Here is a 23,091-nt window from a genome sequence, read left to right on the forward strand (position 1 = left end):
CTAGTGCGAAAGCAGGGACCCATAACCACCACTGCCTGGAATGGACTGAGGTTGATGACTCCGAGTCATTCAAGCAACACCCGACACGGGGTATGGGTCCCTGCTTTCGCAGGGACGACACCTTTGGTGGGCTGGCAATGAGCCCTCCCCTCCGCACCGGCGTGATCACGGCGATCATCACCCTGATCGCCGACCAGGCCTCCAAGCTCTGGCTGCTCCACGTCCTCGACATCGTGCATCACGCCCCGGTGCGGGTGACGCCGTTCTTCGACCTGGTGCTCGCCTGGAATCCGGGGATCAGTTTCGGCTGGTTCCAGAGCGAGACCCCGGCGGCCCAGATCCTGCTGATGGTGATCAAGGCCGCGGCCGTGATCGCGCTGGCGATCTGGATGGCGCGGTCGCGGACCTGGCTCGCGACGGTGTCGCTCGGCCTGATCATCGGCGGTGCCATCGGGAACGGCATCGACCGCTTTGCCTATGGCGCGGTGGTCGATTTTGCCCTGCTTCATGCCGAGATCGGGGGAAAAACCTTCAATTGGTACATCTTCAACCTTGCCGATGTAGCCATCGTTGCTGGCGTGGCAGCCCTATTGTATGATTCCGTGGTGGGGACCCCCGCCGTAAAAGCGCCCTGATCCCGGCCGATACGAGCCGGTCAGCGGCCCACACCTGTATCAAGCGGAACTGTGGCCTAAGCCAGTGATCGCTTTGGCGAATTTTGAGATGGGAATGGCGCAATGCGCAACACCAAAGCCCGCGGTTACCTGATCGAGACGTCCCGGCTGTCGCTGATGCGCGGCCTGCGCCTGGCGTTCGTCGCAGCCGGGATCGGCCTTGTCATGACGGCCGGCCCGGTGCGCGCCGGCGACGATGAAGATGACGGCGACGACGGCCTGACCTTCGAAGAGCGGATCGTCGACAATCTGATGACCGGGCTCGGCGCCAAGAGCGCGGCCAGCAAGGGCATCGACTACCGCGAGCGCTCGCCGCTGGTGGTGCCGCCGAAGCTGGATTTGCCCCCGCCGGCGTCGACCGCCCAGGTCAACGCGCCGAACTGGCCGAAGGACCCTGATATTGCGGCGCGCAAGGCTGCGATCGCGGCGCGCAAGAAGGAAGTCAAGAAGGAGCCCTGGCAGTCGGCGGTGGCGTTGACGCCGGCCGAGATCGAGGCGGGCCGCAAGCAGCAGACCGCCACCGACGGGCGCAAGGAGCCGCTGGAGCCCGGCGTGAGCACCAATCCATCGCTGATGCCGAGCCAGCTCGGTTACAACGGCGGCCTGCTTGGCATGTTCAAGGGGAACAGCAGCGAGTCCAAACCGTTCAAGGGTGAGCCGACGCGCGAATCCCTGACCGAGCCGCCGCCGGGCTACCAGACGCCGTCCGGGGGCTATGCCTACGGCACCGGCCCGCAGGCGCCGAAGGCGAAAGAAGGCCAGTACGACGTCATGACCGGAAAACCGGTGCAGTGATCGCCTGGCCTCCGCGGGCGAAGGCTGACATGAGCAAAGCTTAATGCGGGGCGGCGGGTGTCTCTCCGCTTCGTGACCATCGGCACGGGAACGACCGCGTACGATGGCTTGCTTTCGCGCCCCGGCCGGTGTCCGGGCTTTCATAAGGACCATGATGCGCTCTCGCCGATCGATCGCCCTGTTCGCTGCCGCATTCGTTTCCACCATCCCGCTGCCGGGTGCCAGCCTCCGCGCCCAGACCACCGTCACCTCGGAACGCCCCGCCAGTTTCACGCTCGACAACGGCCTGCAGGTCGTGGTGATCCCCGACCACCGCACGCCCGTGGTCACGCAGATGATCTGGTACAAGGTCGGCTCGGCCGACGAGACGCCCGGCAAATCGGGCCTCGCGCATTTCCTCGAGCATCTGATGTTCAAGGGCACCGCCAAGCATCCGGCGGGCGAGTTCTCGCAGACCGTGCTGCGCGTCGGCGGCAATGAGAACGCCTTCACCTCGGTCGACTACACCGGCTACTTCCAGCGCGTGCCGCGCGAGCAGCTGCCCACCATGATGGAGTTCGAGGCCGACCGCATGACCGGCCTGATCCTCAAGGACGAGAACGTGCTGCCGGAGCGCGATGTCGTGCTGGAGGAGTTCAACATGCGGGTTGCCAACAACCCGGATGCAAGGCTGACCGAGCAGATCATGGCCGCGCTTTATCTCAACCATCCCTATGGCCGGCCGGTGATCGGCTGGCATCAGGAGATCGAGAAGCTCGACCGCGAGGATGCGCTCGCCTTCTACCGGCGCTTCTACGCGCCGAACAACGCCATCCTGGTCATTGCCGGCGACGTCGACGTCAAGGATATCCGCCCGCTGGTCGAGAAGAACTTCGGCCCGATCCCGGCGCAGCATGCGATCCCCGAGAAGCGGGTCAGGCCGCAGGAGCCGACACCGGCCGCGCCGCGCACCGTGACGCTGTCGGATCCGCGCGTCGAGCAGCCGAGCCTGCGCCGCTATTACCTGGTGCCGTCGGCGACGACGGCGGCAGCGGGCGAGAGCCAGGCGCTCGATGTGCTCGCGCAGTTGATGGGCGGCGGCGCCAATTCCTATCTCTATCGCTCGCTGGTGATCGACAAGGGCCTCGCGATCTCGGCCGGCGCCGGCTACCAGGGCACCTCGCTCGATCCGTCGCAATTCTCGATCTCGGTGACGCCGAAACCCGGCGTCGAGTTCGCGCAGATCGAGGACGCGATCGACAAGGTGATCGCCGACCTCGCGCAGAACCCGGCGCGCGCCGAGGATCTCGAACGGGTCAAGACCCAGCTCATCGCGGAGGCGATCTACGCCCAGGATAACCAGGCGACACTGGCACGCTGGTATGGCGGCGCGCTGACCACCGGGCTCAGCATCGAGGATATCCGCAGCTGGCCGGATCGCATCCGCGCCGTCACTGCCGAGCAGGTGCGCACTGCTGCCGCCAGCTGGCTCGACAAGAAGCGGTCGGTGACCGGCTATCTGATCAAGGATACTGCGCCGAAACGCGAGGAGAAGCGCTCGTGATCTATTCCCTCACCCGCCGTGCGGCGCTGATCGGCGGCGCCTGCACCGCGCTGCTGACGCTGACGTCGGCGCCCTCGCAGGCTGCGGCCAAGATCCAGCGGCTGGTATCGCCCGGCGGCATCGAGGCGTGGTTCGTGCAGGACGCGACCGTGCCGCTGATCGCAATGGAATATGCCTTCAGCGGCGGCGCCAGCCAGGATCCGCCCGGCAAGCCCGGCGTCGGCAATCTGGTCGCCGACCTGCTCGACGAGGGTTCCGGCGATCTCGATTCCAAGACCTATCATGAGCGGCTCGAGCGCCGCGCCATCGAGCTCAGCTTCCAGTCGAACCGCGATCAATTCCGCGGCTCGCTGCGCATGCTCAAGGACAACAAGGACGAAGCCTACGACCTGTTGCGGATGGCGCTGACCTCGCCGCACTTCGAGCCGAAGGACGTCGAACGGATCCGCGCCCAGGTGATCGCCAATCTGCGCCGCGAATCGACCAATCCGTCCTCGCTCGCCGGCCGCAAGTTCCTCGAGCTCGCATTCGGCGATCATCCCTATGCCAGGACGGCCACCGGCACGCTCGACAGCGTGCCGACCATCCAGATCCCGGATCTCAAGGACTATACCCGCCGCATCATCGCCAAGGATACGCTGCGCGTTGCCGTGGTCGGCGACGTCGATCCCGATACGCTCGGCAAGCTGCTGGACAAGACCTTTGGTGGCCTGCCGGCGAAAGCCGAATTGACGCCCGTCCCCGACGTCGTGGCGACCAGGCCGCCGCAGCGCGCCTTCGTCCCGCTCGACGTGCCGCAGACCGTCGTCACCTTCGGCGGCCCCGGCATTGCCAGGCATGACCCGGACTTCATGGCGGCCTATGTGGTGAACCACATTCTCGGCGGCGGCGGATTGTCGTCGCGGCTCTACAAGGAAGTGCGCGAGAAGCGCGGGCTGGCCTACTCGATCTATGAAGCGCTGGTCTGGATGGATCACTCCTCGCTGTTCATCGGCAACACCGGCACCCGCGCCGATCGCGCCGGCGAGACCGTCGATGCGATCGAAGCGGAAGTGCGCCGCATCGCCGAGGAAGGTCCGACGCAGAAGGAGCTTGACGAGGCGAAGTCCTACCTGAAGGGCTCGCAGATGCTGGCGCTCGACACCTCCTCCAAGCTCGCGCAGGCGATGCTGCAATACCAGCTCGACAAGCTGCCGATCGATTACATCGAGAAGCGCAACGCCATCGTCGACGCGGTGACGCTCGACGATGCCAAGCGGGTCGCCAAAAAGCTCTGGGGCAACGGCCTACTCACCGCAATCGTCGGCCGCGCCCCGCAAGCCGCGGCGCAGCCGGTGTCGGCGCCGCCGAAGGCGAACTGACGCGTTTCGGCGGGCCACCTTCCCTCTCCAACCCCGAGAGCGAGCTTCGCTCGCCTCGGCCCCCGCAAGGGGGGAGAAGGGGGAGCCGCGCACTCGGACGCCGACGTAACAACCACTGCATCAACACCACCCAAGCAGACCCAAACCCGCTATCCTGCGGCCTGCCGATTCTTCCCTCCACGGGTGATGTCATGCTGCGGGTGTCCCGCGACCTTGCGATCGATGAGAACGACATTGAGATCGTCTTTGTCCGCGCCTCCGGCCCGGGCGGACAGAATGTCAACAAGGTCTCGACCGCAGCGCAGCTTCGCTTCGATACCAACAAGATTGCGTTGCCGGCGGACGCCGCGCAGCGGCTGGCGCGGCTCGCCGGCAGCCGCATGACCAAGGATGGCGTGATCGTGATCCACGCCTTCCGCTTTCGCACCCAGGAACGCAATCGCGCCGATGCGATCGAGCGGCTGCTCGAGATGTTGAGGGAGGCGATGATGCGGCCGACACCGCGGCGGCCGACCAAGCCGACGCTCGGCTCCAAGCAGCGCCGGCTCGAGGGCAAGAAGCGCCGCAGCGACATCAAGGCGGGGCGCGGCGCCCGCCGTTTCGACGATTAGATCATAATGCGTTTCCACGGAATCGCATCATGATCTCATCTCCTTGTTTGAGCATGATCTTTTCGGAAAACCGGTTTCCACTTTTCCGGATCATGCTCCAGGGAACGCCGGACGCAGCGCACGCGGCACTGCATCCGGGATCCGGTCAGCGTAACCAGAAGCGTTTTCGCGCGAAGCGGATGTCGGTTCGCGCGAAGGAACGCGTCAGAACAAGAAGCCTGAGCCTTGGTTCCGATTGATCAGAACCGCGAAGGCCCTCGTGCTTCAGTACTTCTTGGTTGCGGGCGCCATCTCGGAACCGCCCGACTTCGGTGCCGTGCGTCCGCTGCCGACCGTTCCCTTGCTGCCCGACTTGGCGGCGGCGCCGCTCTTCTGCGTCGTCGCGCCAGGTTGCGCCGTCATTTCCTCATCGCCGCTGCCGGACATGCCGCCGCCCTGCTGCATGGTACCTCTGCCCTGTGCACCGCCGCGGGTATCCGGTGCAGTCGTTCCCTGTGCCAGGACGGGGCCGGCCATCGCGGCCGAGATGGCAAGGGCGAGCACGCTGGTTTTTGCAAACGTCATCCATTTCTCCTGGGACTTTAATTGACGATGGAGGAGCGGCGCAGGTGGTGCGCCGTTTGCAGCGCCGACCCTGAACCCCATCGCGCAAGACTGCATTTTCCGCAAACGGCGCACGCGAGATGCAAGCTGCGTCGTGTGGTGATCGTGCAGGGATTTCGCGGTCATTTTGCGAAATTGTCGTCCGCATATGCGGCAACCACCGGTTCCGCGCCAGATCACCGCCCAGCTTTGTTCTGCTGTGAAACAGCCCGCTACTACCAACGGCGGATTTCAGCCTCCTACAGTCACCGCACAGAGGCGGTGATGTAGATGACAAAGCTGCGCGCAAGGTGGACGTTGGGGCTGGGATTTTGCAGCGCAATGCTTGCAGTGCAAATGGCCGGCGCGCAGATGCCCTTGCCCGCCGCCAAGCCGCCCGATGGGGCGACGCTGTTCAAGCAGCAATGCGCGACCTGCCACACCACCAACATGTCGGATGCCGTCCGGCAGGGACCGTCGCTCTACAAGGTCGTCGGCCGTCACGCCGGCAAGGCCGACGGCTTCAAATATTCCGCGGGCTTCGGCAAGGCCGATTTCGTCTGGGACGACGCCAGGCTCGATGCCTGGCTGACCAATCCGCAGGAGGTGATCCCGGGCTCCGTAATGGCCTATCGGCAGGCCAAGCCGGAAACCCGCGCCATGATCATCGCCTATCTGAAGGAGCTGAACTGAATGGCGAAACCCGTGCATTCGATGATCCGAGTGTTTGACGAAGGAAAAGCGCTCGACTTCTACCAGCGCGCGTTTGGCCTGGAGATCGCGGACAATCTGAGATTTCCCGATTTCGCGCTGATCTATCTGCGCCATCCCTCCTCGCCCTTCGAGGTCGAGCTCACGGTCAACTTCGATCGCAAGGAGCCCTACACGCTCGGCGACGGCTACGGCCATCTCGCCGTCATCGTCGATGACGTCGATGCCGAGCACGCGCGCTTCGAGAAGGAGAAACTGTCGCCCGGGCCGCTGCGCGACTTCAAGCACGACGGCAAGACGCTGGCGCGCTTCTTCTTCGTCTCCGATCCCGACGGCTACAAGATCGAGGTGATCCAGCGCGGCGGGCGCTTCGGCTAGAGCATGCTCAGACAACAAGGCAATTGCACAAATAAAAATTGACGGAGGAACCCATGAGAGAAATCGATCGACGCAGCAAATATGACCGGCGTGTCTTTCTCAAAGGCGCGGCCGTGACCGCACCCGCAGTCGCGATTGCGACCTCGACGGGGCTCGGCATCACCGATGCGTGGGCCGAAGGCGCCACGACGCTGACGCCGGCCACGATGAAGACGCTGCTCAAGATGGCGCGCGACATCTATCCGCACGATTTCCTCGGCGACAGCTACTACATAGCAGCGGTCAAGCCGTATGACGAGAAGGCCGCGAAGGATCCGGCGGTCAAGTCGCTGATCAATGACGGCGTCACGAGGCTCGATCAGGCGGCCAACGACCGCCACAAGATGCCTTATGTCCAGGTCGCCTGGGAAAACGATCGCGTCGCGCTGCTGCAACAGATCGAGCAAAGCGCGTTCTTCCAGAAGATCCGCGGCGATCTCATCGTCTCCATCTACAACAACAAGGAGGTGTGGCCGCGGTTCGGCTACGAGGGCTCCTCAGCCGAGCATGGCGGCTACATCAAGCGCGGCTTCGCCGATATCGACTGGCTGCCGAAGGTCTAACGGGTCGGGAGGAAACAATGGCAAAATTCGATCTGAATGACAGTGGCGTTGTGGTGATCGTCGGCTCCGGTGCCGGCGGCGGAACGCTCGGCAATGAACTGGCGCAGAAGGGCGTCAAGGTCGTGATCCTCGAGGCCGGCCCGCGCATCGAGAACCAGGACTTCATCAGCGATGAATGGGACAGTTTTACCCAGCTCGCCTGGTCCGACGCGCGCTCGACCTCGGGCAGCTGGCGCGTCCACCAGGACTTTCCGGGCCTGCCGGCCTGGATCGTGAAGGCGGTCGGCGGCTCGACCACGCACTGGGCGGGCGCCTCGCTGCGCTTCGACGAGCACGAGTTCAAGATCAAGTCGGCCTATGGCACCATTCCCGGCGCCAACCTGATCGACTGGCCGATCACGCTCGCCGAGATGGAGCCGTGGTACGCCAAGGCCGAGGACAAGATGGGCGTCACCCGCACCAACGGCATCCCAGGGCTGCCCGGCAACAATAACTTCAAGGTGATGGAAGCCGGCGCGAGGAAGCTCGGCTACAAGGAGGTGCACACCGGGCGGATGGCGATCAACAGCGAGCCGCGCGACGGCCGCGGCTCCTGCCAGCAGATCGGCTTCTGCTTCCAGGGCTGCAAGTCGGGCGCCAAATGGTCGACGCTCTACACCGAGATCCCGAAGGGCGAAGCCACCGGCAATCTCGAAGTGCGCCCCGGCAGCATGGTGATCAAGATCGAGCACGACCAGTCCGGCAAGGTCACCGGCGTGGTCTACGCCGATGCGACGGGCGCGATGCAGCGCCAGAAGGCCCGCGTCGTCGCCGTCGCCGGCAACTCGATCGAGAGCCCGCGGCTGCTGCTCAACAGCGCCTCCAGCATGTTCCCGGACGGGCTCGCCAATTCATCCGGCCAGGTCGGCCGCAACTACATGCGGCACATGACCGGCAGCGTGTATGCGGGCTTCGAGAAATCGGTGCACATGTATCGCGGCACCACGATGGCCGGCATTATCCGCGACGAGGCCAAGAACGATCCGAAGCGCGGCTTCGTCGGCGGCTACGAGATGGAGACGCTGTCGCTCGGCCTGCCCTTCATGGCCGCGTTCCTCAATCCCGGCGCCTGGGGACGCAGCTTCACCAGCGCGATCGAGGGCTATCCGCGGATGGCCGGCATGTGGCTGGTCGGCGAGGACATGCCGCAGGAGACCAACCGCATCACGCTGGATCCGAAGATCAAGGACAAGTTCGGCATGCCGGTCGCCAGCGTGCATTTCGACGATCATCCGAACGACGTCGCGATGCGCGACCATGCCTACAAGCAGGGCTCCGCGGTCTATGAGGCGGTCGGTGCCATCGTCACCTATCCGACGCCGCCCTATCCCTCGACCCACAACATGGGCACCAACCGGATGAGCGAGAAGCCGCGCGACGGCGTGGTCAACAAGTTCGGCCAGACCCACGACATCAAGAACCTGTTCGTTTCCGACGGCAGCCAGTTCACGTCAGGCGCAGCGTGCAACCCGACGCTGACGATCGTGTCGCTGGCGATCCGCCAGGCCGACCACATCGCCGGCGCGATGCAGCGCAAGGAGATCTAGACCAGACGACCATTCGAACCGAGTCGCGGATTCCGCCTCACCTCGCCCCGCGCGCGGGGAGAGGTCGGAGCGCATCGTTAGATGCGTTCCGGGTGAGGGGGAGTCTCCGCAAACGCAGCTGTCACCGGATACGCGGAGACGGCCCCTCACCCCAACCCTCTCCCCGTAAGAACGGGGCGAGGGAGCGCAGCGCCGTCGTGGTCGCCACTGCGCTTTAGCAAGAAAATACAATTCCCCTCTCACTGAAGCGGCCTTGCCCAACTGGACAAGGCCGCTTTCTTCTTTGCGTGATGGACCGGTGCGAAATCTATTCCGCCGCATCCATGATCGCCGCCGCCCCGCGATAGTCCGGGACCACCGCCGGAGCATTGGCCTTGGCGCGGTAGATCAGGCAGGAGCAGCGCAGCAGCGACGCGAAATTGTTCACCTCGCCGTGATGATCGAGCACCTCGTTGTGCAGGGTGGTGAGGAACTTGGCCAGCGTCATGCCTTCCTTGGCCGCGATCTCCTCCAGCGTGTCCCAGAACGACATTTCCAGCCGGATCGAGGTGCAATGGCCGTCGATCCGCAACGATCGGGTCTGCGATTCATAGTCGCGTTGCGGCTGATGCGCGAAAAGATGGCACATGGCGTTCCTCCGGCGAGAACTTATAATTTTTCTAAACGATATACCTGTGCGCGCGGCCCCACAATCGGGACGTAGGGCGTGACGCGCCGGCCGCCGAAGCCAAGCGTCTTCAAGGCGATAGGCCGGAATCATCCCCAACCTGCTTGCGGCCGCCAGATCGGTCCCATGCATTTGCCGGCGCGGCGACTTATAGTAACGGCCAGCCTCGAATCGCTCCTCCGAACGTCCAATCCATGCCTGTCCGCCAGCTTCCCGAACAGCTCGTCAACCGCATCGCCGCCGGCGAAGTGGTCGAACGCCCCGCGAGCGTGGTCAAGGAACTGGTCGAGAACGCGATCGACGCCGGAGCCAGCCGGATCGACGTTTTCACCGATGGCGGCGGGCGGCGCCGGATCGGTATCACCGACGATGGCGGCGGCATGACCCGCGCCGACCTCGCGCTTGCGGTCGACCGTCACGCCACCTCCAAGCTCGACGACGAAGACCTGCTGCGCATCCGCACGCTCGGCTTCCGCGGCGAGGCGCTGCCCTCGATCGGGGCGGTCGCAAAGCTCGGCATCACGACGCGTCATGCCAGCGAGCCGCATGCCTGGTCGCTGTCGGTCGAAGGCGGCGAGAAGTCGGAGGTCATGCCGGCCGCGCTCGGCCAGGGCACCCGCGTCGAGGTCAACGAACTCTTCTACGCAACGCCGGCGCGGCTGAAATTCCTCAAGACCGACCGCACCGAGGCGGAGGCGATCCGCGAGGTGGTGCGCCGCCTCGGCATGGCGCGCCCGGACATCGCCTTCACGCTGGCCGGCGAAGAGCGCGCGCCGGTCACCTGGGCCGCAGCGCTGCCCGGCGCGGCCGGCCGGCTGACCCGGCTCGGCGACATCCTGGGTGCGGATTTTCGTGCCAGTGCGATCGAGGTGCGCGCCGGGCGCGAGGGCGTCGTGGTCGAAGGCTTTGCCGCCGCGCCGTCGCTGACCCGCGCCAATGCGCTCGGGCAATATCTGTTCGTCAACGGCCGCCCGGTGCGCGACAAGCTGATCCTCGGCGCCGTGCGCGCGGCCTATTCCGACTACCTGCCGCGCGACCGCCATCCCGTCGTGGCGCTGTTCGTGACCTGCGACCCGCAAGAGGTCGACGCCAATGTGCATCCGGCCAAGACCGAGGTGCGCTTCCGCAACGCCGGCCTGGTCCGCGCGCTCATCGTGCACGCCCTGAAGGAAGGCCTCGCGCGCGAAGGCAGGCGCACCGCGGCCAATACCGCCGACAGCGCCGCGCTCTCGGCCTTCCGCCCCGCCTTCACGCCGCCGCGCCCGAGCAATTGGGACTGGCGCGGCTCGCCGTCCTATCCGGCTGGTCCGCTGCGCGCGTTCGACGGTGCGGCGGCGCCCGCCTTCGCCGAGCCCGGACAGGCCGCCTTCGACGTCGGCGCGCCGACCGCCGATGTGCGCTTCGAAGCCGCGCCCGCGCCAGACCTGCTCGACCGGCCGCTCGGCGCCGCGCGCACCCAGATCCACGAGACCTACATCGTCTCGCAGACCCGCGACGGCCTCATCGTGGTCGACCAGCACGCGGCGCATGAGCGCATCGTCTATGAGAAGCTGAAGGCCTCGCTGGCGAAGAACGGCGTGCAGCGGCAGATCCTCTTGATCCCCGAGATCGTCGAGCTCGATGAGGCGACCGTCGAGAAGCTGCTCGACCGCGCCGAGGAGCTGGCGTCGTTCGGGCTCGCGATCGAATCCTTCGGCCCCGGCGCGGTCGCGGTGCGCGAAACGCCCTCGCTGCTCGGCAAGGCCAATGCGGCCGGTCTCTTGCGCGACCTTGCCGAGCACATGGCCGAGTGGGACGAGGCGCTGCCGCTGGAGCGCCGGCTGATGCACGTCGCCGCCACGATGGCCTGCCACGGCTCGGTCCGCGCCGGCCGCCGCCTCAAGCCGGAAGAGATGAACGCACTGCTCCGCGAGATGGAAGACACGCCGAACTCCGGCCAGTGCAACCACGGCCGCCCGACCTATGTCGAATTGAAGCTGAGCGATATCGAGAAGCTGTTCGGGCGAAGATAAGACCGCATACTCCGGTGTCATCGCCCGGCTTGATGTTTAGCCCGGACAGATCACTGACGGGTGTTCGGAGACATAGCTGACACATCAACATTGGCTGGATTGGTCCGATTCGGGAGGCCGTCCATGCCGTGGAGTGAGGTGTCAGTAATGGATCAGCGCCACGAGTTCGTGCGGCTGGCATTGCAGGAAGGCGCCAACCGGCGCGAGCTGTGTCAACGGTTCAACATCAGCCCTGACGTTGGCTACAAATGGCTGCGGCGCTGGCAGGCTGGTGATCGGGAACTGGCTGACCGCTCCCGGCGTCCGCATGCGATGCCCAAGCGCAGTGAGGCTGCCATCGAGGAGCAGGTGCTTGCGGTGCGCGACAAGCATCCGGTCTGGGGCGCGCGCAAGATCGCCCACTGCCTGAAGCGGGACGGCAAGACGGTGCCTGTGCCCTCGACGGTGCACCGGATCCTGTGCCGGAACGGCCGCGTCAAGCCGAGCGAGAACGCGCCGCCAAATCCAGGGCACCGCTTCGAGAAGGAAGCTCCCAATCTACTGTGGCAGATGGACTTCAAGGGCCACCTGCCGCTCGCCGACGGAACGCGGTGTCATCCGCTAACGATCGTCGACGATCACTCGCGCTATGTCCTGTGCCTGAAGGCCTGCGCCGACGAGCAGCGTTTCACCGTGCAGGATCACTTGACGACGACGTTCCGCTGCTATGGTTTGCCGGAGGCCTTCTACACCGACAACGGCTCACCATGGGGCGATACGTCCGGCATTCGCTGGACCGGATTGAAGGTCTGGCTGCTCAAGCTTGGCGTCAGGGTGGTGCATGCCAGGCCTTGCCACCCGCAGGCCCGCGGCAAGAACGAACGCTTCCATCGCACCCTGAAGGCCGAGGTCTTTGCGATGCGCCGCTTCCGCACCCTACCGGAAGTCCAGCGTGCCTTGGATGCCTGGCGGCCGATCTACAATCTGCAGCGCCCTCACCAAGGCCTTGATATGCACGTTCCCGCCGATCGCTTCCGACCCAGTGCCCGCGCTATGCCGGCCCGCGTCCCGAAAATCGAGTACGACAGCGGCGAGACCGTGCGCAGGGTCTCATCGACGAGGCCCTACATCTCCTTCAAGGGACGCTTCTGGAAGGTTCCACAGGCCTTCGCGCGCGAACGGCTTGCCATCAGGCCGCTGGATCGCGACGGCCATTACGGCGTCTTCTTCGCCAGCTGGCAGGTCGCATCAATCGACTTGACCAACCGCCAACCTGTCAGTGATGTGTCCGAACAGGTGTCAGCCATGTCCCCGGACTAAACAATGCGCGGGTGATGACAGCACAACAAGCGGCAATATTACGCCTTGCGAAGAAACACGAACTCCGTGTCGTCATACGCGCGCCGCTCGAGCTCCTCGAAGCCCTCGGGCGCCGCGAACGCCGCGGCCTTGGCCTCCTCCACCACGAGCAGCGCGCCCGGCGTCAGCCAGCCGCCGTCGCGCAGCGAGGCGAGCGCCTTGTCGGCCAGCCCCTTGCCATAGGGCGGATCGAGAAACACCAGCGAGAACGGCTCGACCGGATGCGCCGGTCCAAGATCGGTGGCATCGCGGCGATAGACCTTGGTCGTGCCGCCGAGGCCGAGCGACTCGACATTGTTGCGCAGCAGCGCGCGCGCCTCGGCGCCATTGTCGACGAACAGCGTGAACCTGGCGCCGCGCGAGACGGCCTCGATGCCGAGCGCGCCGGTGCCGGCAAACAGATCGAGCACGCGCGCGTCCTCAACCGGATTGTCGTAGGCGTGGATCAGAATGTTGAACACGGACTCGCGCAGGCGGTCCGCGGTCGGACGAATCTCGCGGCCCGCAGGCGAAGCGAGATTGCGGCCCTTCAGCCTGCCCCCGACGACGCGCATCGACCGTTACTCGTCCCGCGGCTTGAGATCGCGCTTGCCGTGATAGCCGCGCTTGGGACGGCGCGGCGGGCCGTAGCCGTTGGCCTCGTCTTCATTGCGGGCACGCGCTTCCTCGCTGCCGGTGCGCTGCACCAGCACGCGGCGGCCCTTGCGATCGTTGATGGTTTCGCGCTTGCTGGGCTTCGGCTTTCTGGCCGGCGCATCGTCGCCGTCGGCTGCGTCACGCTGCTCCGGCCGCGTGAAGTCGGCACCCGCGATCTTGGCGATCTTCTCGCCGAGCTGCTCGCGCAGCACCCGCGTCTTGACCTCCTCGACCTTGCCCTCCTCGAGCTCGCCGAGCTGGAACGGGCCGTAGGAGATCCGGATCAGGCGGTTCACCTCGAGCCCGAGATGCGCCATCACGTTGCGCACCTCGCGGTTCTTGCCTTCGCGGATCGCGAACACCACCCACACATTGGCGCTCTGGTCGCGTTCCAATGTCGCGTCGATCGGCCCGTATTTGACGCCGTCGACCTCGACGCCGCCCTTGAGCTGGTCGAGCTGGCCCTGCGTCACCTCGCCATGCGCGCGCACGCGGTAACGGCGCAGCCATCCGGTGTCGGGATGCTCCAGCGTCCGCGCCAGGCCGCCGTCATTGGTCAGCAGCAACAGGCCCTCGGTGTTGAAATCCAGCCGGCCGATCGAGATCAGCCGCGGCAGGCCCTCGGGCAGATTGTCGAACACGGTCGGCCGCCCCTCGGGATCGGCATGCGTCGTCATCAGCCCGCGCGGCTTGTGATACATGAACAGCCGCGTCCGCTCGCGCGGCGGCAACGGCTTGCCGTCGACGGCCACGACATCGTTGTCGGTGATATCGAGCGCCGGCGAGTTGATCACGCGTCCGTTGACGGTGACGCGCCCTTGCGTGACGATCTCCTCGGCATCGCGGCGCGAGGCAAGACCGGCGCGCGCCAATACCTTGGCGATGCGTTCGCCTGTCTTCTTCGGCTTCGGCTCGGGACGCTCGCGCCGGTCGTCGGTGGCGCGTTCGCGATAGGCACCGCGGCCGCCGAAGGCCGGGCGCTTCGCAAAGACCTTGCTGTCGTCCTCATTGTCGCGGCGCGGCCGGTCGGAGAAGCGGCCTTCGCTGCGCGGGTGCTCCTGCCAGTCGGTGCGGCCTTCGGGCCGCTCACGCCGGCGATTGTCGCGGCCACCATCTTCATCATGACGATCCCAGCGCGGCCGGCCGAACTTCGGACGATCACCCTGCTCGCGGTCGTCGCGTGACTTCGAGAACCGCGGACGTTCGCCGCCACCGCGATCGTCGCGCGACCGCGAAAAGCGCGGGCGCTCGTCGCCGCCGCGGTCGTCGCGCGGTTTGCGATCCCGCTTTTGCCAGGGCTTCTCGTCGCCGCGGTCGCGGCCCTCGAAGTCGCGGTCGCGCTTGAAGCGCGGCCGATCGCCGAAATCGCGGCGCGGTGCGTCGCCATCCTCGCGGCGGCGGAACGGGCGGCCTTCGCCCTTGTCCCCGAACGAGCGCTTGTCACGATCGCCGCGCGAAAACTTCCTGTCGTCGAATTTGCGCTCGGCGCGATCGCCGCGCGGCGCAAAGCTCCGCTTCTCGCCGTCGCGGTCGCCACGCGGCGTGTAGGGGCGCTTCTCGCGATCGCCATAGGACCGCTTTTCACCGAACTTGCGGTCGGATGAGCGGCCCTCCGAGCGCGCGCCACCGCGCTGCGGACGATCGCCCGCATCAAAGTCGCGGCGCTCGCCGCGCGGCTTGAACGGGCGCTTTCCGCCCCCCTCGCCGCCACGGTCGTCGCGCTTGAAGCGCGGCCGGTCGCCGTAATCGCGGCGCGGCGCATCGCCGTCCTCACGGCGGCGGAACGAGCGGCCCTCGCCCTTGTCGCCGAAAGAGCGCTTGTCGCGATCACCACCTTTGCCGCCGAAGCTGCGCTTGCCGAACGGCTTGTCCGATCCGCGGGAACCACTGGGCCGCCCCTTCCCGGGCGCCCCCCGGTCCCGCCGGCCGCGCGGGGAATCGTTGTTTTTGTCGCTGTCGCGGGGCATGAATGTTCTCGCCTGGAGGTTCAATTGGGGCGCAGGGCAACCGGCGATACGCGCGCCATCTGGGCGCGACTGGCGCAAAACCGGCATCCACTTCTGCTGAAGGCGACGCTACTAGCAGGTTTCTTCCGATGATACGAGGCATGTCTGCCCCTTCTTTCATGGATTTGGCGCTAAAAACCGCCGAAAGTGCCGGAAAAGCTGGCGAGGTTCCGATCGGATGCGTGATCGTGCGGGGCTACGAGGTGATCGCCACCGCCGGCAACCGCACCCTGACCGACCACGATCCGACGGCCCATGCGGAGATCCTGGCGATCCGGCAGGCCGCCGAGGCCATCGGCACCGAGCGGCTGGTCGATTGCGACCTCTACGTGACGCTGGAGCCCTGCACGATGTGCGCCGGCGCGATCTCCTTTGCCCGCATCCGCCGGCTCTATTACGGCGCCGCCGACCCCAAGGGCGGCGCGGTCGAGTCAGGCGTCCGGTTCTTCGCGCAGCCGACCTGCCACCATGTGCCGGAGGTCTATGGCGCGGTCGGCGAGACCGAGTCCGCGCGCCTGCTGCGCGAGTTCTTCAGGGAGCGTCGCTGAGGAATTCGTAGCGCGGGCGACCTGCAGCCCGGATGAATCCGGGGGATATCTCCGCGGAGACGATCCCGGATTTCGCTCCGCTCCATCCGGGCTACGAAGCTCTCAGCTGTTGATCCCGTCATCCTGAGGTGCGAGCGGAGCGAGGCTCCCACCTCCAGCGACAAAGGCGAAGCCTTTGCGCGGGGATGACGGCGCGCGAACGGAGTCATCCCGCCACGAAAAACTCCCGCAGCAGCTTCGCGGTCGCGTCCGGAGCTTCCTCGGGCAGGAAATGCCCCGACGCCACCGGCGCGCCGCTGACATTGGTGGCCCAGGTCTTCCAGGTGTCGAGCGGCGTTGTTGCCGCGCTGGCAACCCCGGCATCGCCCCACAGCGCCAGCATCGGGATCGTGATCTTCTTGCCGGCGTCGACATCGGCCTTGTCGATCTCGTAGTCGGCATAGGCGCCAGCGCGATAGTCCTCGCACATCGCGTGGATGCGCGCGGGATCACGGAATGGCGCGAGGTAGTGCTCGAGCGCGCGCGGATCGATCGCCTCCAGCGTCTTGCTCCTGGTCTGGCTCGCCATCTTCTCCTTGAGGAAGAATTCGCCATTGTTGGAGATCAGCGTCTCCGGCAGCGGATAGGGCTGCGCCAGGAACGCCCAGTGGTAGATCTTCAGCGCCGACAGGCGATTGAGCTTCTGCCAGTAATCATAGGTCGGCGCGATATCGAGCACCGCAAGCTTCGACAGCCGGCCGGGATGATCGAGCGCGAGCCGGTACGACACCCGGCCGCCGCGGTCGTGGCCGGCGAGCGCGAAATGCACGTGCCCGAGTTGCTCCATCACCTCGACCATGGTCTTCGCCCAGGCCCGCTTGGTGTAGGGCGTATGGTCCTTGTCGCTGTCGGGCATGTCGGACCAGCCGTAGCCCGGCAGGTCGGCGATGATCAGCGTGAACCTGTCGTCGAGTTTCGGCGCCACCGTGTGCCACATCACATGCGTCGAGGAGAAGCCGTGCAGCAGCAGCAATGGCGGGCCCTTGCCGCCGACGCGGGCGAAGATGCGGCCCTGCGAGGTGTTGATCCACTCGGACGCATAGCCGGGAAAAAGATCAGCGAGATCAGGCATCGGTAGCTCCTTCCCTGGGGCGGCCGCGCTGCTTCAAACTTTGTTCGGCGTTGCCGCTCGCTTTGGCGAGGTTTATGCCATCCTCAAGTCCTGCCAACAACAACATGAAACGAGGAAGTGCCATGTCGATCGACTTCGAAATTCCCGCCGAAGCCAAGGCGATCCGCGAGAAGGTTCGCAAATTCGTCCACGACGAATGCATTCCGGCGGAAAAGGAACTCGACACCAAGCCGCTTGCCGAGGTGCTGGGACCGCTGCGGAAGAAGGCCCGCGCGCAGGGCCTGTGGTGCCCCTTCGTGCCGAAGGAGTATGGCGGTATGGGCCTCGGCCCGCTCGCCAACGCCCTGGTGCAGATGGAGCTCGGCGAGAGCATGCTCGGCGCGCTCTCGATGAACACGCAGGGGCCGGACGACGCCTCGATGATGACGATCCTGGCGCATGGCACCGAGTACCAGAAGGAAAAATTCCTCAAGCCCCTGCTGAACGGCGAGAAGCGCATCTGCTTCTCGATGACCGAGAAGGCCGCCGGCGCCGATGCCACCGGCATGCAGACCACGGCGGTGAAGGACGGCAACGAGAACTACATCCTCAACGGCGAGAAATGGTTCTCCTCGTCGGCGAGCGTCGCCGACCTCGCGCTGGTCATGGCGAAGACCGATCCGAACGCGCCGCGCCACAAGCAATATTCGACCTTCATCGTCGAGCTGCCCAACCCCGGCTACCGCATCAAGCGCAACGTCGCCAACATGGCGATCGAGGGTCCGCATGACGACGTGATCCACGGCGGCCACTCCGAGATCGAGATCAAGGATCTGAAGGTGCCGGCCGACAACCTGCTCGGCGGCGAGGGCAACGGCTTCAACATGGGCCAGCACCGCCTCGCCTACGGCCGGCTGCGCCACGGCATGCACAACGTCGCCAAGGCGCAGCGCGCGCTCGACATGGCGGCCGCCCATGTCACCAAACGCTCGACCTTCGGCCAGTTGCTGGCCGACCGCCAGGCGGTGCAGTTCATGCTCGCCGACTGCGCGAGCGAGCTCTATATCGGCCGGCTGATGCTGCTGCACATCGCCTACAAGGCCGAGAAGGGCCTCGACATCCGCCAGGAGAACTCGATCGCCAAGATCTTCCACGCCCACATGGTGCACAAGGTGATCGATACCGCGATCCAGCTGCACGGCGCGCTCGGCTTCAGCCAGGATACGCCGCTGGCGAAGTGGTACACCCAGGTGCGCTCGCAGCGGCTGGTCGACGGCCCCGACGAGGTGCACAAGTGGAAGATCGGCAAGAACGTCATCAAGGCGTTCCGCGAGCACGGCACCACAGCGTCAGCGGCGGGCGGGGATTTGCTTTAGCCCACTTCGTCATTCCGGGGCGGCGCAACGCGCCGAACCCGGAATCTCGAGATGAGGTGAGAAGGTGTCCACAACATCGAGATTCCGGATCGACGCGCGATGCGCGTCGTCCGGAATGACGGCGTGGGGCCGAACCTAGCCGCTCGCCACAAACAGCTCCCATGTCCCGGGCAGTCCCTTCAGCTCGAACGCGCCGCGCTCGGCGAATTTCAACCCGGCGCCCGCGACCAGATCGGTCACCACGCGTGACACCAGCACCTCGTTCGAGCCGCACTGCGACATCACGCGCGCCGCGGCGTGGACCGTTATGCCGCCGATATCCGCCCCCCTCACCTCGATCTCGCCGGTGTGCAGGCCCGCTCGTACCGGCAGGCCGATCTGCCGCGCGGCCGAGCCGAACGCCAGCGCACAGCGTACGGCGCGGCCGGGACCGTCGAAGGTCGCCAGAATGCCGTCGCCGGTGCTCTTCACCAGATGGCCGCGATGGCGGCCGACCACCTGCTGCGCGAGTTGATCGTGATCGTCGAGCAGACGTCGCCAACGATGATCACCCATCGCGGCGGCGCTGCGGGTCGAATCGACGATATCGGTAAACAGCACGGTCGCAAGCACACGGTCGAGCTCGGCATCACCACCATCGCGATGGCCGGTAACGAATTCCTCGATATCGCCGAGCATCGCGTCGGTCTCGCCGACCCAATAGTAGTGATCGCCGCCCGGATATTCCACGTATTTCGCGCCGGGGATCGAGCGCGCGACGGCACGGCCGAGCGCCACAGGAACGCGGGCATCGCCGGTCCGATGCAGGACAAGCGTCGGAGTCTGGAGCATCGGCAGGATCGCCGTGACGTCGATCGCGCGATTGAGAACGAGCAGCGTCCGCAACGCTCCCGGACTGCTCGACAGCCGCTCGAATTTCGCGATCTGCGCGATCACTTCCGCATTCGTTGCCTGGCTCGGCGCGACAGTCTTGACCGTATCGCCAGAACCCCAGCTCTGCACGATCTCATCGCAGCGCAGCTGCCACACGTCATCCGGCAGGCGATCCTTCGAGCGGGCAAAACTGCCGAGCAGAACGAGATGCGAAACGCGGTCCGGATAGGTCGCTGCAAACAGCACACTCATCGGACAGCCCTCGGAGAAGCCGAACAACACCGCCTTCGCGGAGCCGATGGCATCCATGATGGCCCGGACGTCGTCCATGCGCTGCTCGAGGGAGGGCGCGCCGGTCATCCGATCCGACAATCCCTGTCCGCGCTTGTCGAAGGTCACGACCCGGGCGAAGCGCGACAGGCGGCGCAGCACGGCGGTGTAGCCGGGCATCTCGTGCATGAACTCGATGTGCGAGAACAGGCCGGGGACAAGGATGATGTCGACAGGACCATCGCCCATCACCTGATAGGCGATGCTCGCGTCGGCGCTTTGCGCGTAGTGCGTCTCGGGCGGTCTGAAATCGGTCATTCGAAGGCCCCGGGGCGCGCCATTGTCGCCGCTGAGGCCGGATCGATCAACCCTTCTCCGCCTCGACCGCCTGCCAGGCGATGTCGCGGCGGCAGAAGCCGTCCGGCCATTTGATGCGATCGATCGCCTGATAGGCGCGGTCGCGCGCCTCGGTGACCGTCTTGCCCATCGCGCAGACGTTCAGCACCCGGCCGCCATTGGCGATGATTGCGCCATCCTTCGCCACCGTGCCGGCGTGGAAGATCTCGACGCCCTCGACCTTGGCGGCGGCGTCGAGGCCATCGATCCGCGTGCCCTTGATGTAGTCGCCGGGATAGCCCTTCGCCGCCATCACCACCGTCAGCGCCGGGTCCGGATACCAGCGCAGATCGAAGTTCTTCAATTGCCCGTCGATCGAGGCGAGCAGCGCCGGCACGATGTCCGACATCATCCGCAGCATCAGCACCTGGCACTCGGGATCGCCGAAGCGGACATTGTACTCGAACAGTTTTGGGCCCTGCGCGGTCAGCATCACGCCGGCATAGAGCACTCCCTTGAACGGCGTGCCGCGGCTCTTCATCCCGGCAACCGTCGGCAGGATGATCCGCGCCATGATCTGGTCGTGCACCTCAGGCGTCACGAACGGCGTCGGCGAATAGGCGCCCATGCCGCCGGTGTTCGGCCCCTTGTCGTGATCGAACACCCGCTTGTGGTCCTGCGCCGACGCCAGCGGAATTGCGGTCTCGCCGTCGCACAGCGCGAAGAAGCTGATCTCGCGGCCCGACAAGAACTCCTCGATCACGACCTCGGCGCCGGCCGAGCCGAACGCGCCCTCGAACATCATCGCAATCGCGGCCTCGGCCTCGGGCAGCGTCTGCGCCACCACGACGCCCTTGCCGGCCGCAAGCCCGTCGGCCTTGACCACGATCGGCGCGCCCTGGGCACGGACATAGGCCACCGCGTCCTTCGCATTGTCGAAGCGGCGATAGGCACCGGTCGGAATGTCGAACTCGCTGCACAGGTCCTTGGTGAAGCCCTTGGAGCCCTCGAGCTGGGCGGCCTGCCGGCTCGGTCCGAACGCCTTGATGCCTTCAGCGGCGAGGTCGTCGACGATCCCGGCGGCGAGCGGCGTCTCCGGTCCGACCACCACCAGATCGACCGCATTGCCCCGGCAGAACTCGATCACCGCGGCATGGTCGGTGACATCGAGCGCAACGCATTCGGCCTCGCGCGCGATCCCGGCATTGCCCGGCGCGCACCAGAGTTTCGTGACCAGCGGGGATGCGGCGATCTTCCACGCCAGCGCATGTTCGCGGCCACCGGAACCGAGCAGGAGGATGTTCATCTGTGTCGCCGATCAGAGGGGTTGTAACGCCATTTCGTCCGGTTTAGCACGCTCCCGAACCGCGGCAACACGCGGTTCGATCAGATGTGGATATGTGATTCGACGCCTGAAACGCGGCGTCCGGACCTTGCACACGGGGTCGAAAACCCCGATTCTATAGATCAGATGACCGCTGCTCCGAATCTCGTCAACGCGCCCGAATTCACCGTCTCGGAACTCTCTTCGGCCCTGAAGCGGACGGTGGAGGACCGCTTCGGCCATGTCCGTGTCCGCGGCGAGATTTCGGGCTTTCGCGGCCCGCATTCCTCCGGCCACTGCTATTTCGCCCTGAAGGACGAGAGCGCCAAGATCGAGGCGGTGATCTGGAAGTTCGCCCATGCCCGGATGCGCTTCAAGCCGCAGGAGGGCCTCGAGGTCATCGCCACCGGCAAGCTGACCACCTATCCGAACTCCTCGAAGTACCAGATCGTCATCGATTCGCTGGAGCCTGCCGGCGTCGGCGCGCTGATGGCGCTGATGGAGGAGCGCAAGAAGAAGCTCGCGGCCGAGGGCCTGTTCGACGAGGCCCGCAAGCAGCTTTTGCCCTGGCTGCCCGAGGTGATCGGCGTCGTCACCTCGCCGACCGGCGCTGTGATCCGCGACATCCTGCACCGGCTGGAGGACCGCTTTCCCCGCCGCGTGCTGGTCTGGCCGGTCAAGGTGCAGGGCGACGGCTCGGCCGAACAGGTGGCGGCCGCGATCCGCGGTTTCAACGCGCTGCCGGAGGGCGGCAAGATTCCACGGCCCGATCTCTTGATCGTCGCGCGCGGCGGCGGCTCGCTGGAGGACCTCTGGTCGTTCAACGAGGAGATCGTGGTCCGCGCCGCGGCGGAGAGCCATATCCCGCTGATCTCGGCGGTGGGCCATGAGACCGACATCACGCTGATCGACTTCGTCGCCGACAAGCGCGCGCCGACGCCGACCGCCGCCGCCGAGATGGCGGTGCCGGTGCGCAGCGAGCTGTTCGTCGAGGTCGCGGCGCTCGCCCGCCGCACCATGGTGTGCTGGCAGCGTGCCCAGGAGGCGCGCCGCAACGAGCTGCGCGCCGCGGCGCGGGCGCTGCCGGCGGCGCACGAACTGCTGGCGATCCCGCGGCAACGGCTCGATCATCTCGCAGCAGGTTTGCCGCGCGGGCTGAAGGCCAATACGCACGCGCATTTCCGCCGCTTTGCCGCCAGCAGTTCGCGCCTCACCATCGGCGTGCTGCGCGGCCAGATCGCGCATGCGCGGCAGCGGCTCACCGCATCCGGCGAGCGCATCACGCTATCGGCGCGCGCGCTGCTGCATCGCCGCCGCGAGCGCTTCAGCGGGCTCGAGATCCGGCTCAAGGCCTCGAAGCTCGCCAACGCCAAGGCCCAGCGCAACGCCATCGCCCGCGACCTCGAGCGCACCCACCGCCTGGCCGAGCGCGCCCGCCGCGCATTGGTGACGACGATGCAGCGGCTCGAGGCGCGCGTCGCCCATAGCGGCCAGCTGTTGTCGGCGCTGTCCTATCGCGGCGTGCTGGCGCGCGGCTTCGCGCTGGTGCGCGACGCGCACGGCCACGCCCTGCACTCCGCCGCGGCGGTCGGCCCGAACGCCGGCCTGTCGATCGAATTCGCCGATGGCCGCGTCGCCGCCACCGCGAACGCCGATCAGCCCCCGGCGACGGTGGCGCCCGAGAGCCAGCCGAAGCCTCAGCCGCGCGAGGCGAAACCGGCAGCGCCGAAGCGCGTCACCAAGCCGGTCGATCAGGGTAGTCTGTTCTAGCC

General features: G+C 66.1%; 21 protein-coding genes. 14 read left to right on the forward strand and 7 right to left on the reverse strand.

The features are described 5' to 3' along the window. The first annotated feature begins 137 nt into the window (after positions 1–137). The 5 genes from lspA to arfB all read left to right on the forward strand — a co-directional run bounded on the left by lspA (position 138) and on the right by arfB (position 4,984). The gene (gene lspA, locus J2R80_RS42790; RefSeq protein WP_057016631.1) at positions 138–635 is read left to right on the forward strand and encodes a signal peptidase II; all 498 of its coding nucleotides are present in this window, start codon (positions 138–140) and stop codon (positions 633–635) included. Between the two features lie 102 nt (positions 636–737). Beyond that, on the forward strand, positions 738–1,469 hold the full coding sequence (locus J2R80_RS42795; protein WP_076825555.1) for a hypothetical protein: 732 nt from the start codon (positions 738–740) through the stop codon (positions 1,467–1,469). A gap of 151 nt (positions 1,470–1,620) precedes the next feature. Continuing rightward, positions 1,621–3,012: a pitrilysin family protein gene (locus tag J2R80_RS42800; protein ID WP_194295318.1), complete on the forward strand. Its 1,392-nt coding sequence runs from the start codon at positions 1,621–1,623 to the stop codon at positions 3,010–3,012. Beyond that, positions 3,009–4,373, forward strand: coding sequence for a pitrilysin family protein (locus J2R80_RS42805; RefSeq protein WP_194295319.1), 1,365 nt, complete (start codon positions 3,009–3,011; stop codon positions 4,371–4,373). Before J2R80_RS42800 ends, J2R80_RS42805 begins: the two co-directional genes overlap by 4 nt. Positions 4,374–4,564: 191 nt before the next feature. After that, positions 4,565–4,984, forward strand: coding sequence for an alternative ribosome rescue aminoacyl-tRNA hydrolase ArfB (gene arfB / locus J2R80_RS42810; protein ID WP_076825557.1), 420 nt, complete (start codon positions 4,565–4,567; stop codon positions 4,982–4,984). 264 nt (positions 4,985–5,248) lie between these two features. Here the strand turns inward: arfB and J2R80_RS42815 are convergent, their stop codons facing one another. Further along, entirely contained in the window at positions 5,249–5,548 is a 300-nt protein-coding gene (locus J2R80_RS42815) for a hypothetical protein (RefSeq protein ID WP_057016634.1), read from the reverse strand. Positions 5,549–5,938: 390 nt separating this feature from the next. Here J2R80_RS42815 and J2R80_RS42820 point away from each other — a divergent pair, with 390 nt between their 5' ends. From J2R80_RS42820 to J2R80_RS42835, 4 genes are read left to right on the forward strand one after another with little or no spacing between them, the layout of a single operon-like run. Further along, positions 5,939–6,259 carry a cytochrome c family protein gene (locus J2R80_RS42820; protein WP_076825591.1) on the forward strand — a complete coding sequence of 107 codons (321 nt, stop codon included), beginning with the start codon at positions 5,939–5,941 and terminating at the stop codon, positions 6,257–6,259. After that, complete coding sequence (locus tag J2R80_RS42825) at positions 6,260–6,655, forward strand: VOC family protein (RefSeq protein ID WP_057016635.1); 396 nt, start codon at positions 6,260–6,262, stop codon at positions 6,653–6,655. It begins immediately after the preceding gene. Positions 6,656–6,708: 53 nt separating this feature from the next. Beyond that, positions 6,709–7,257 carry a Twin-arginine translocation pathway signal gene (locus tag J2R80_RS42830; RefSeq protein ID WP_076825559.1) on the forward strand — a complete coding sequence of 183 codons (549 nt, stop codon included), beginning with the start codon at positions 6,709–6,711 and terminating at the stop codon, positions 7,255–7,257. Positions 7,258–7,274: 17 nt separating this feature from the next. Then, on the forward strand, positions 7,275–8,843 hold the full coding sequence (locus J2R80_RS42835; RefSeq protein ID WP_253640920.1) for a GMC family oxidoreductase: 1,569 nt from the start codon (positions 7,275–7,277) through the stop codon (positions 8,841–8,843). A gap of 307 nt (positions 8,844–9,150) precedes the next feature. On the opposite strand, the gene J2R80_RS42840 is transcribed toward J2R80_RS42835, so the two are convergent. Continuing rightward, on the reverse strand, positions 9,151–9,471 hold the full coding sequence (locus tag J2R80_RS42840) for a ribbon-helix-helix domain-containing protein (RefSeq protein ID WP_016848007.1): 321 nt from the start codon (positions 9,469–9,471) through the stop codon (positions 9,151–9,153). Positions 9,472–9,704: 233 nt separating this feature from the next. Between J2R80_RS42840 and mutL the strand changes: the two genes are divergently transcribed. Next, positions 9,705–11,522: a DNA mismatch repair endonuclease MutL gene (mutL, locus tag J2R80_RS42845; protein ID WP_076825563.1), complete on the forward strand. Its 1,818-nt coding sequence runs from the start codon at positions 9,705–9,707 to the stop codon at positions 11,520–11,522. Between the two features lie 123 nt (positions 11,523–11,645). Continuing rightward, a complete protein-coding gene (locus J2R80_RS42850; RefSeq protein ID WP_057015551.1) occupies positions 11,646–12,821 on the forward strand; it encodes an IS481 family transposase in 1,176 nt (391 codons plus the stop codon). Positions 12,822–12,859: 38 nt separating this feature from the next. Here the strand turns inward: J2R80_RS42850 and rsmD are convergent, their stop codons facing one another. Both rsmD and J2R80_RS42860 read right to left on the reverse strand, forming a co-directional pair. Beyond that, positions 12,860–13,414 (reverse strand): 16S rRNA (guanine(966)-N(2))-methyltransferase RsmD, encoded by a 555-nt coding sequence (gene rsmD / locus J2R80_RS42855; RefSeq protein WP_076825565.1) that lies wholly within the window; start codon positions 13,412–13,414, stop codon positions 12,860–12,862. A 6-nt stretch (positions 13,415–13,420) separates the two neighbouring features. Continuing rightward, positions 13,421–15,463: a pseudouridine synthase gene (locus J2R80_RS42860; RefSeq protein ID WP_076825567.1), complete on the reverse strand. Its 2,043-nt coding sequence runs from the start codon at positions 15,461–15,463 to the stop codon at positions 13,421–13,423. A 140-nt stretch (positions 15,464–15,603) separates the two neighbouring features. Here J2R80_RS42860 and J2R80_RS42865 point away from each other — a divergent pair, with 140 nt between their 5' ends. Then, positions 15,604–16,050 (forward strand): nucleoside deaminase, encoded by a 447-nt coding sequence (locus tag J2R80_RS42865; RefSeq protein ID WP_225163883.1) that lies wholly within the window; start codon positions 15,604–15,606, stop codon positions 16,048–16,050. Positions 16,051–16,255: 205 nt separating this feature from the next. Here J2R80_RS42865 and J2R80_RS42870 read toward each other — a convergent pair whose 3' ends face one another. Continuing rightward, positions 16,256–17,161, reverse strand: a complete 906-nt coding sequence (locus J2R80_RS42870; protein WP_076825569.1) for an alpha/beta fold hydrolase — start codon at positions 17,159–17,161, stop codon at positions 16,256–16,258. A gap of 122 nt (positions 17,162–17,283) precedes the next feature. Between J2R80_RS42870 and J2R80_RS42875 the strand changes: the two genes are divergently transcribed. Beyond that, a complete protein-coding gene (locus J2R80_RS42875) occupies positions 17,284–18,516 on the forward strand; it encodes an acyl-CoA dehydrogenase family protein (protein ID WP_038388024.1) in 1,233 nt (410 codons plus the stop codon). Positions 18,517–18,651: 135 nt separating this feature from the next. Here the strand turns inward: J2R80_RS42875 and J2R80_RS42880 are convergent, their stop codons facing one another. Together J2R80_RS42880 and purD are read right to left on the reverse strand one after the other, a co-directional pair. Then, complete coding sequence (locus J2R80_RS42880) at positions 18,652–19,977, reverse strand: adenylate/guanylate cyclase domain-containing protein (RefSeq protein ID WP_076825570.1); 1,326 nt, start codon at positions 19,975–19,977, stop codon at positions 18,652–18,654. A 46-nt stretch (positions 19,978–20,023) separates the two neighbouring features. Next, complete coding sequence (gene purD / locus J2R80_RS42885) at positions 20,024–21,301, reverse strand: phosphoribosylamine--glycine ligase (protein ID WP_057016645.1); 1,278 nt, start codon at positions 21,299–21,301, stop codon at positions 20,024–20,026. A 165-nt stretch (positions 21,302–21,466) separates the two neighbouring features. Here purD and xseA point away from each other — a divergent pair, with 165 nt between their 5' ends. Then, positions 21,467–23,089, forward strand: a complete 1,623-nt coding sequence (xseA, locus tag J2R80_RS42890) for an exodeoxyribonuclease VII large subunit (protein ID WP_076825572.1) — start codon at positions 21,467–21,469, stop codon at positions 23,087–23,089. Positions 23,090–23,091: the final 2 nt, after the last annotated feature.

It is taken from the genome of Bradyrhizobium sp. USDA 4541 (genome assembly GCF_024171085.1).
Taxonomy (GTDB): domain Bacteria; phylum Pseudomonadota; class Alphaproteobacteria; order Rhizobiales; family Xanthobacteraceae; genus Bradyrhizobium; species Bradyrhizobium australafricanum.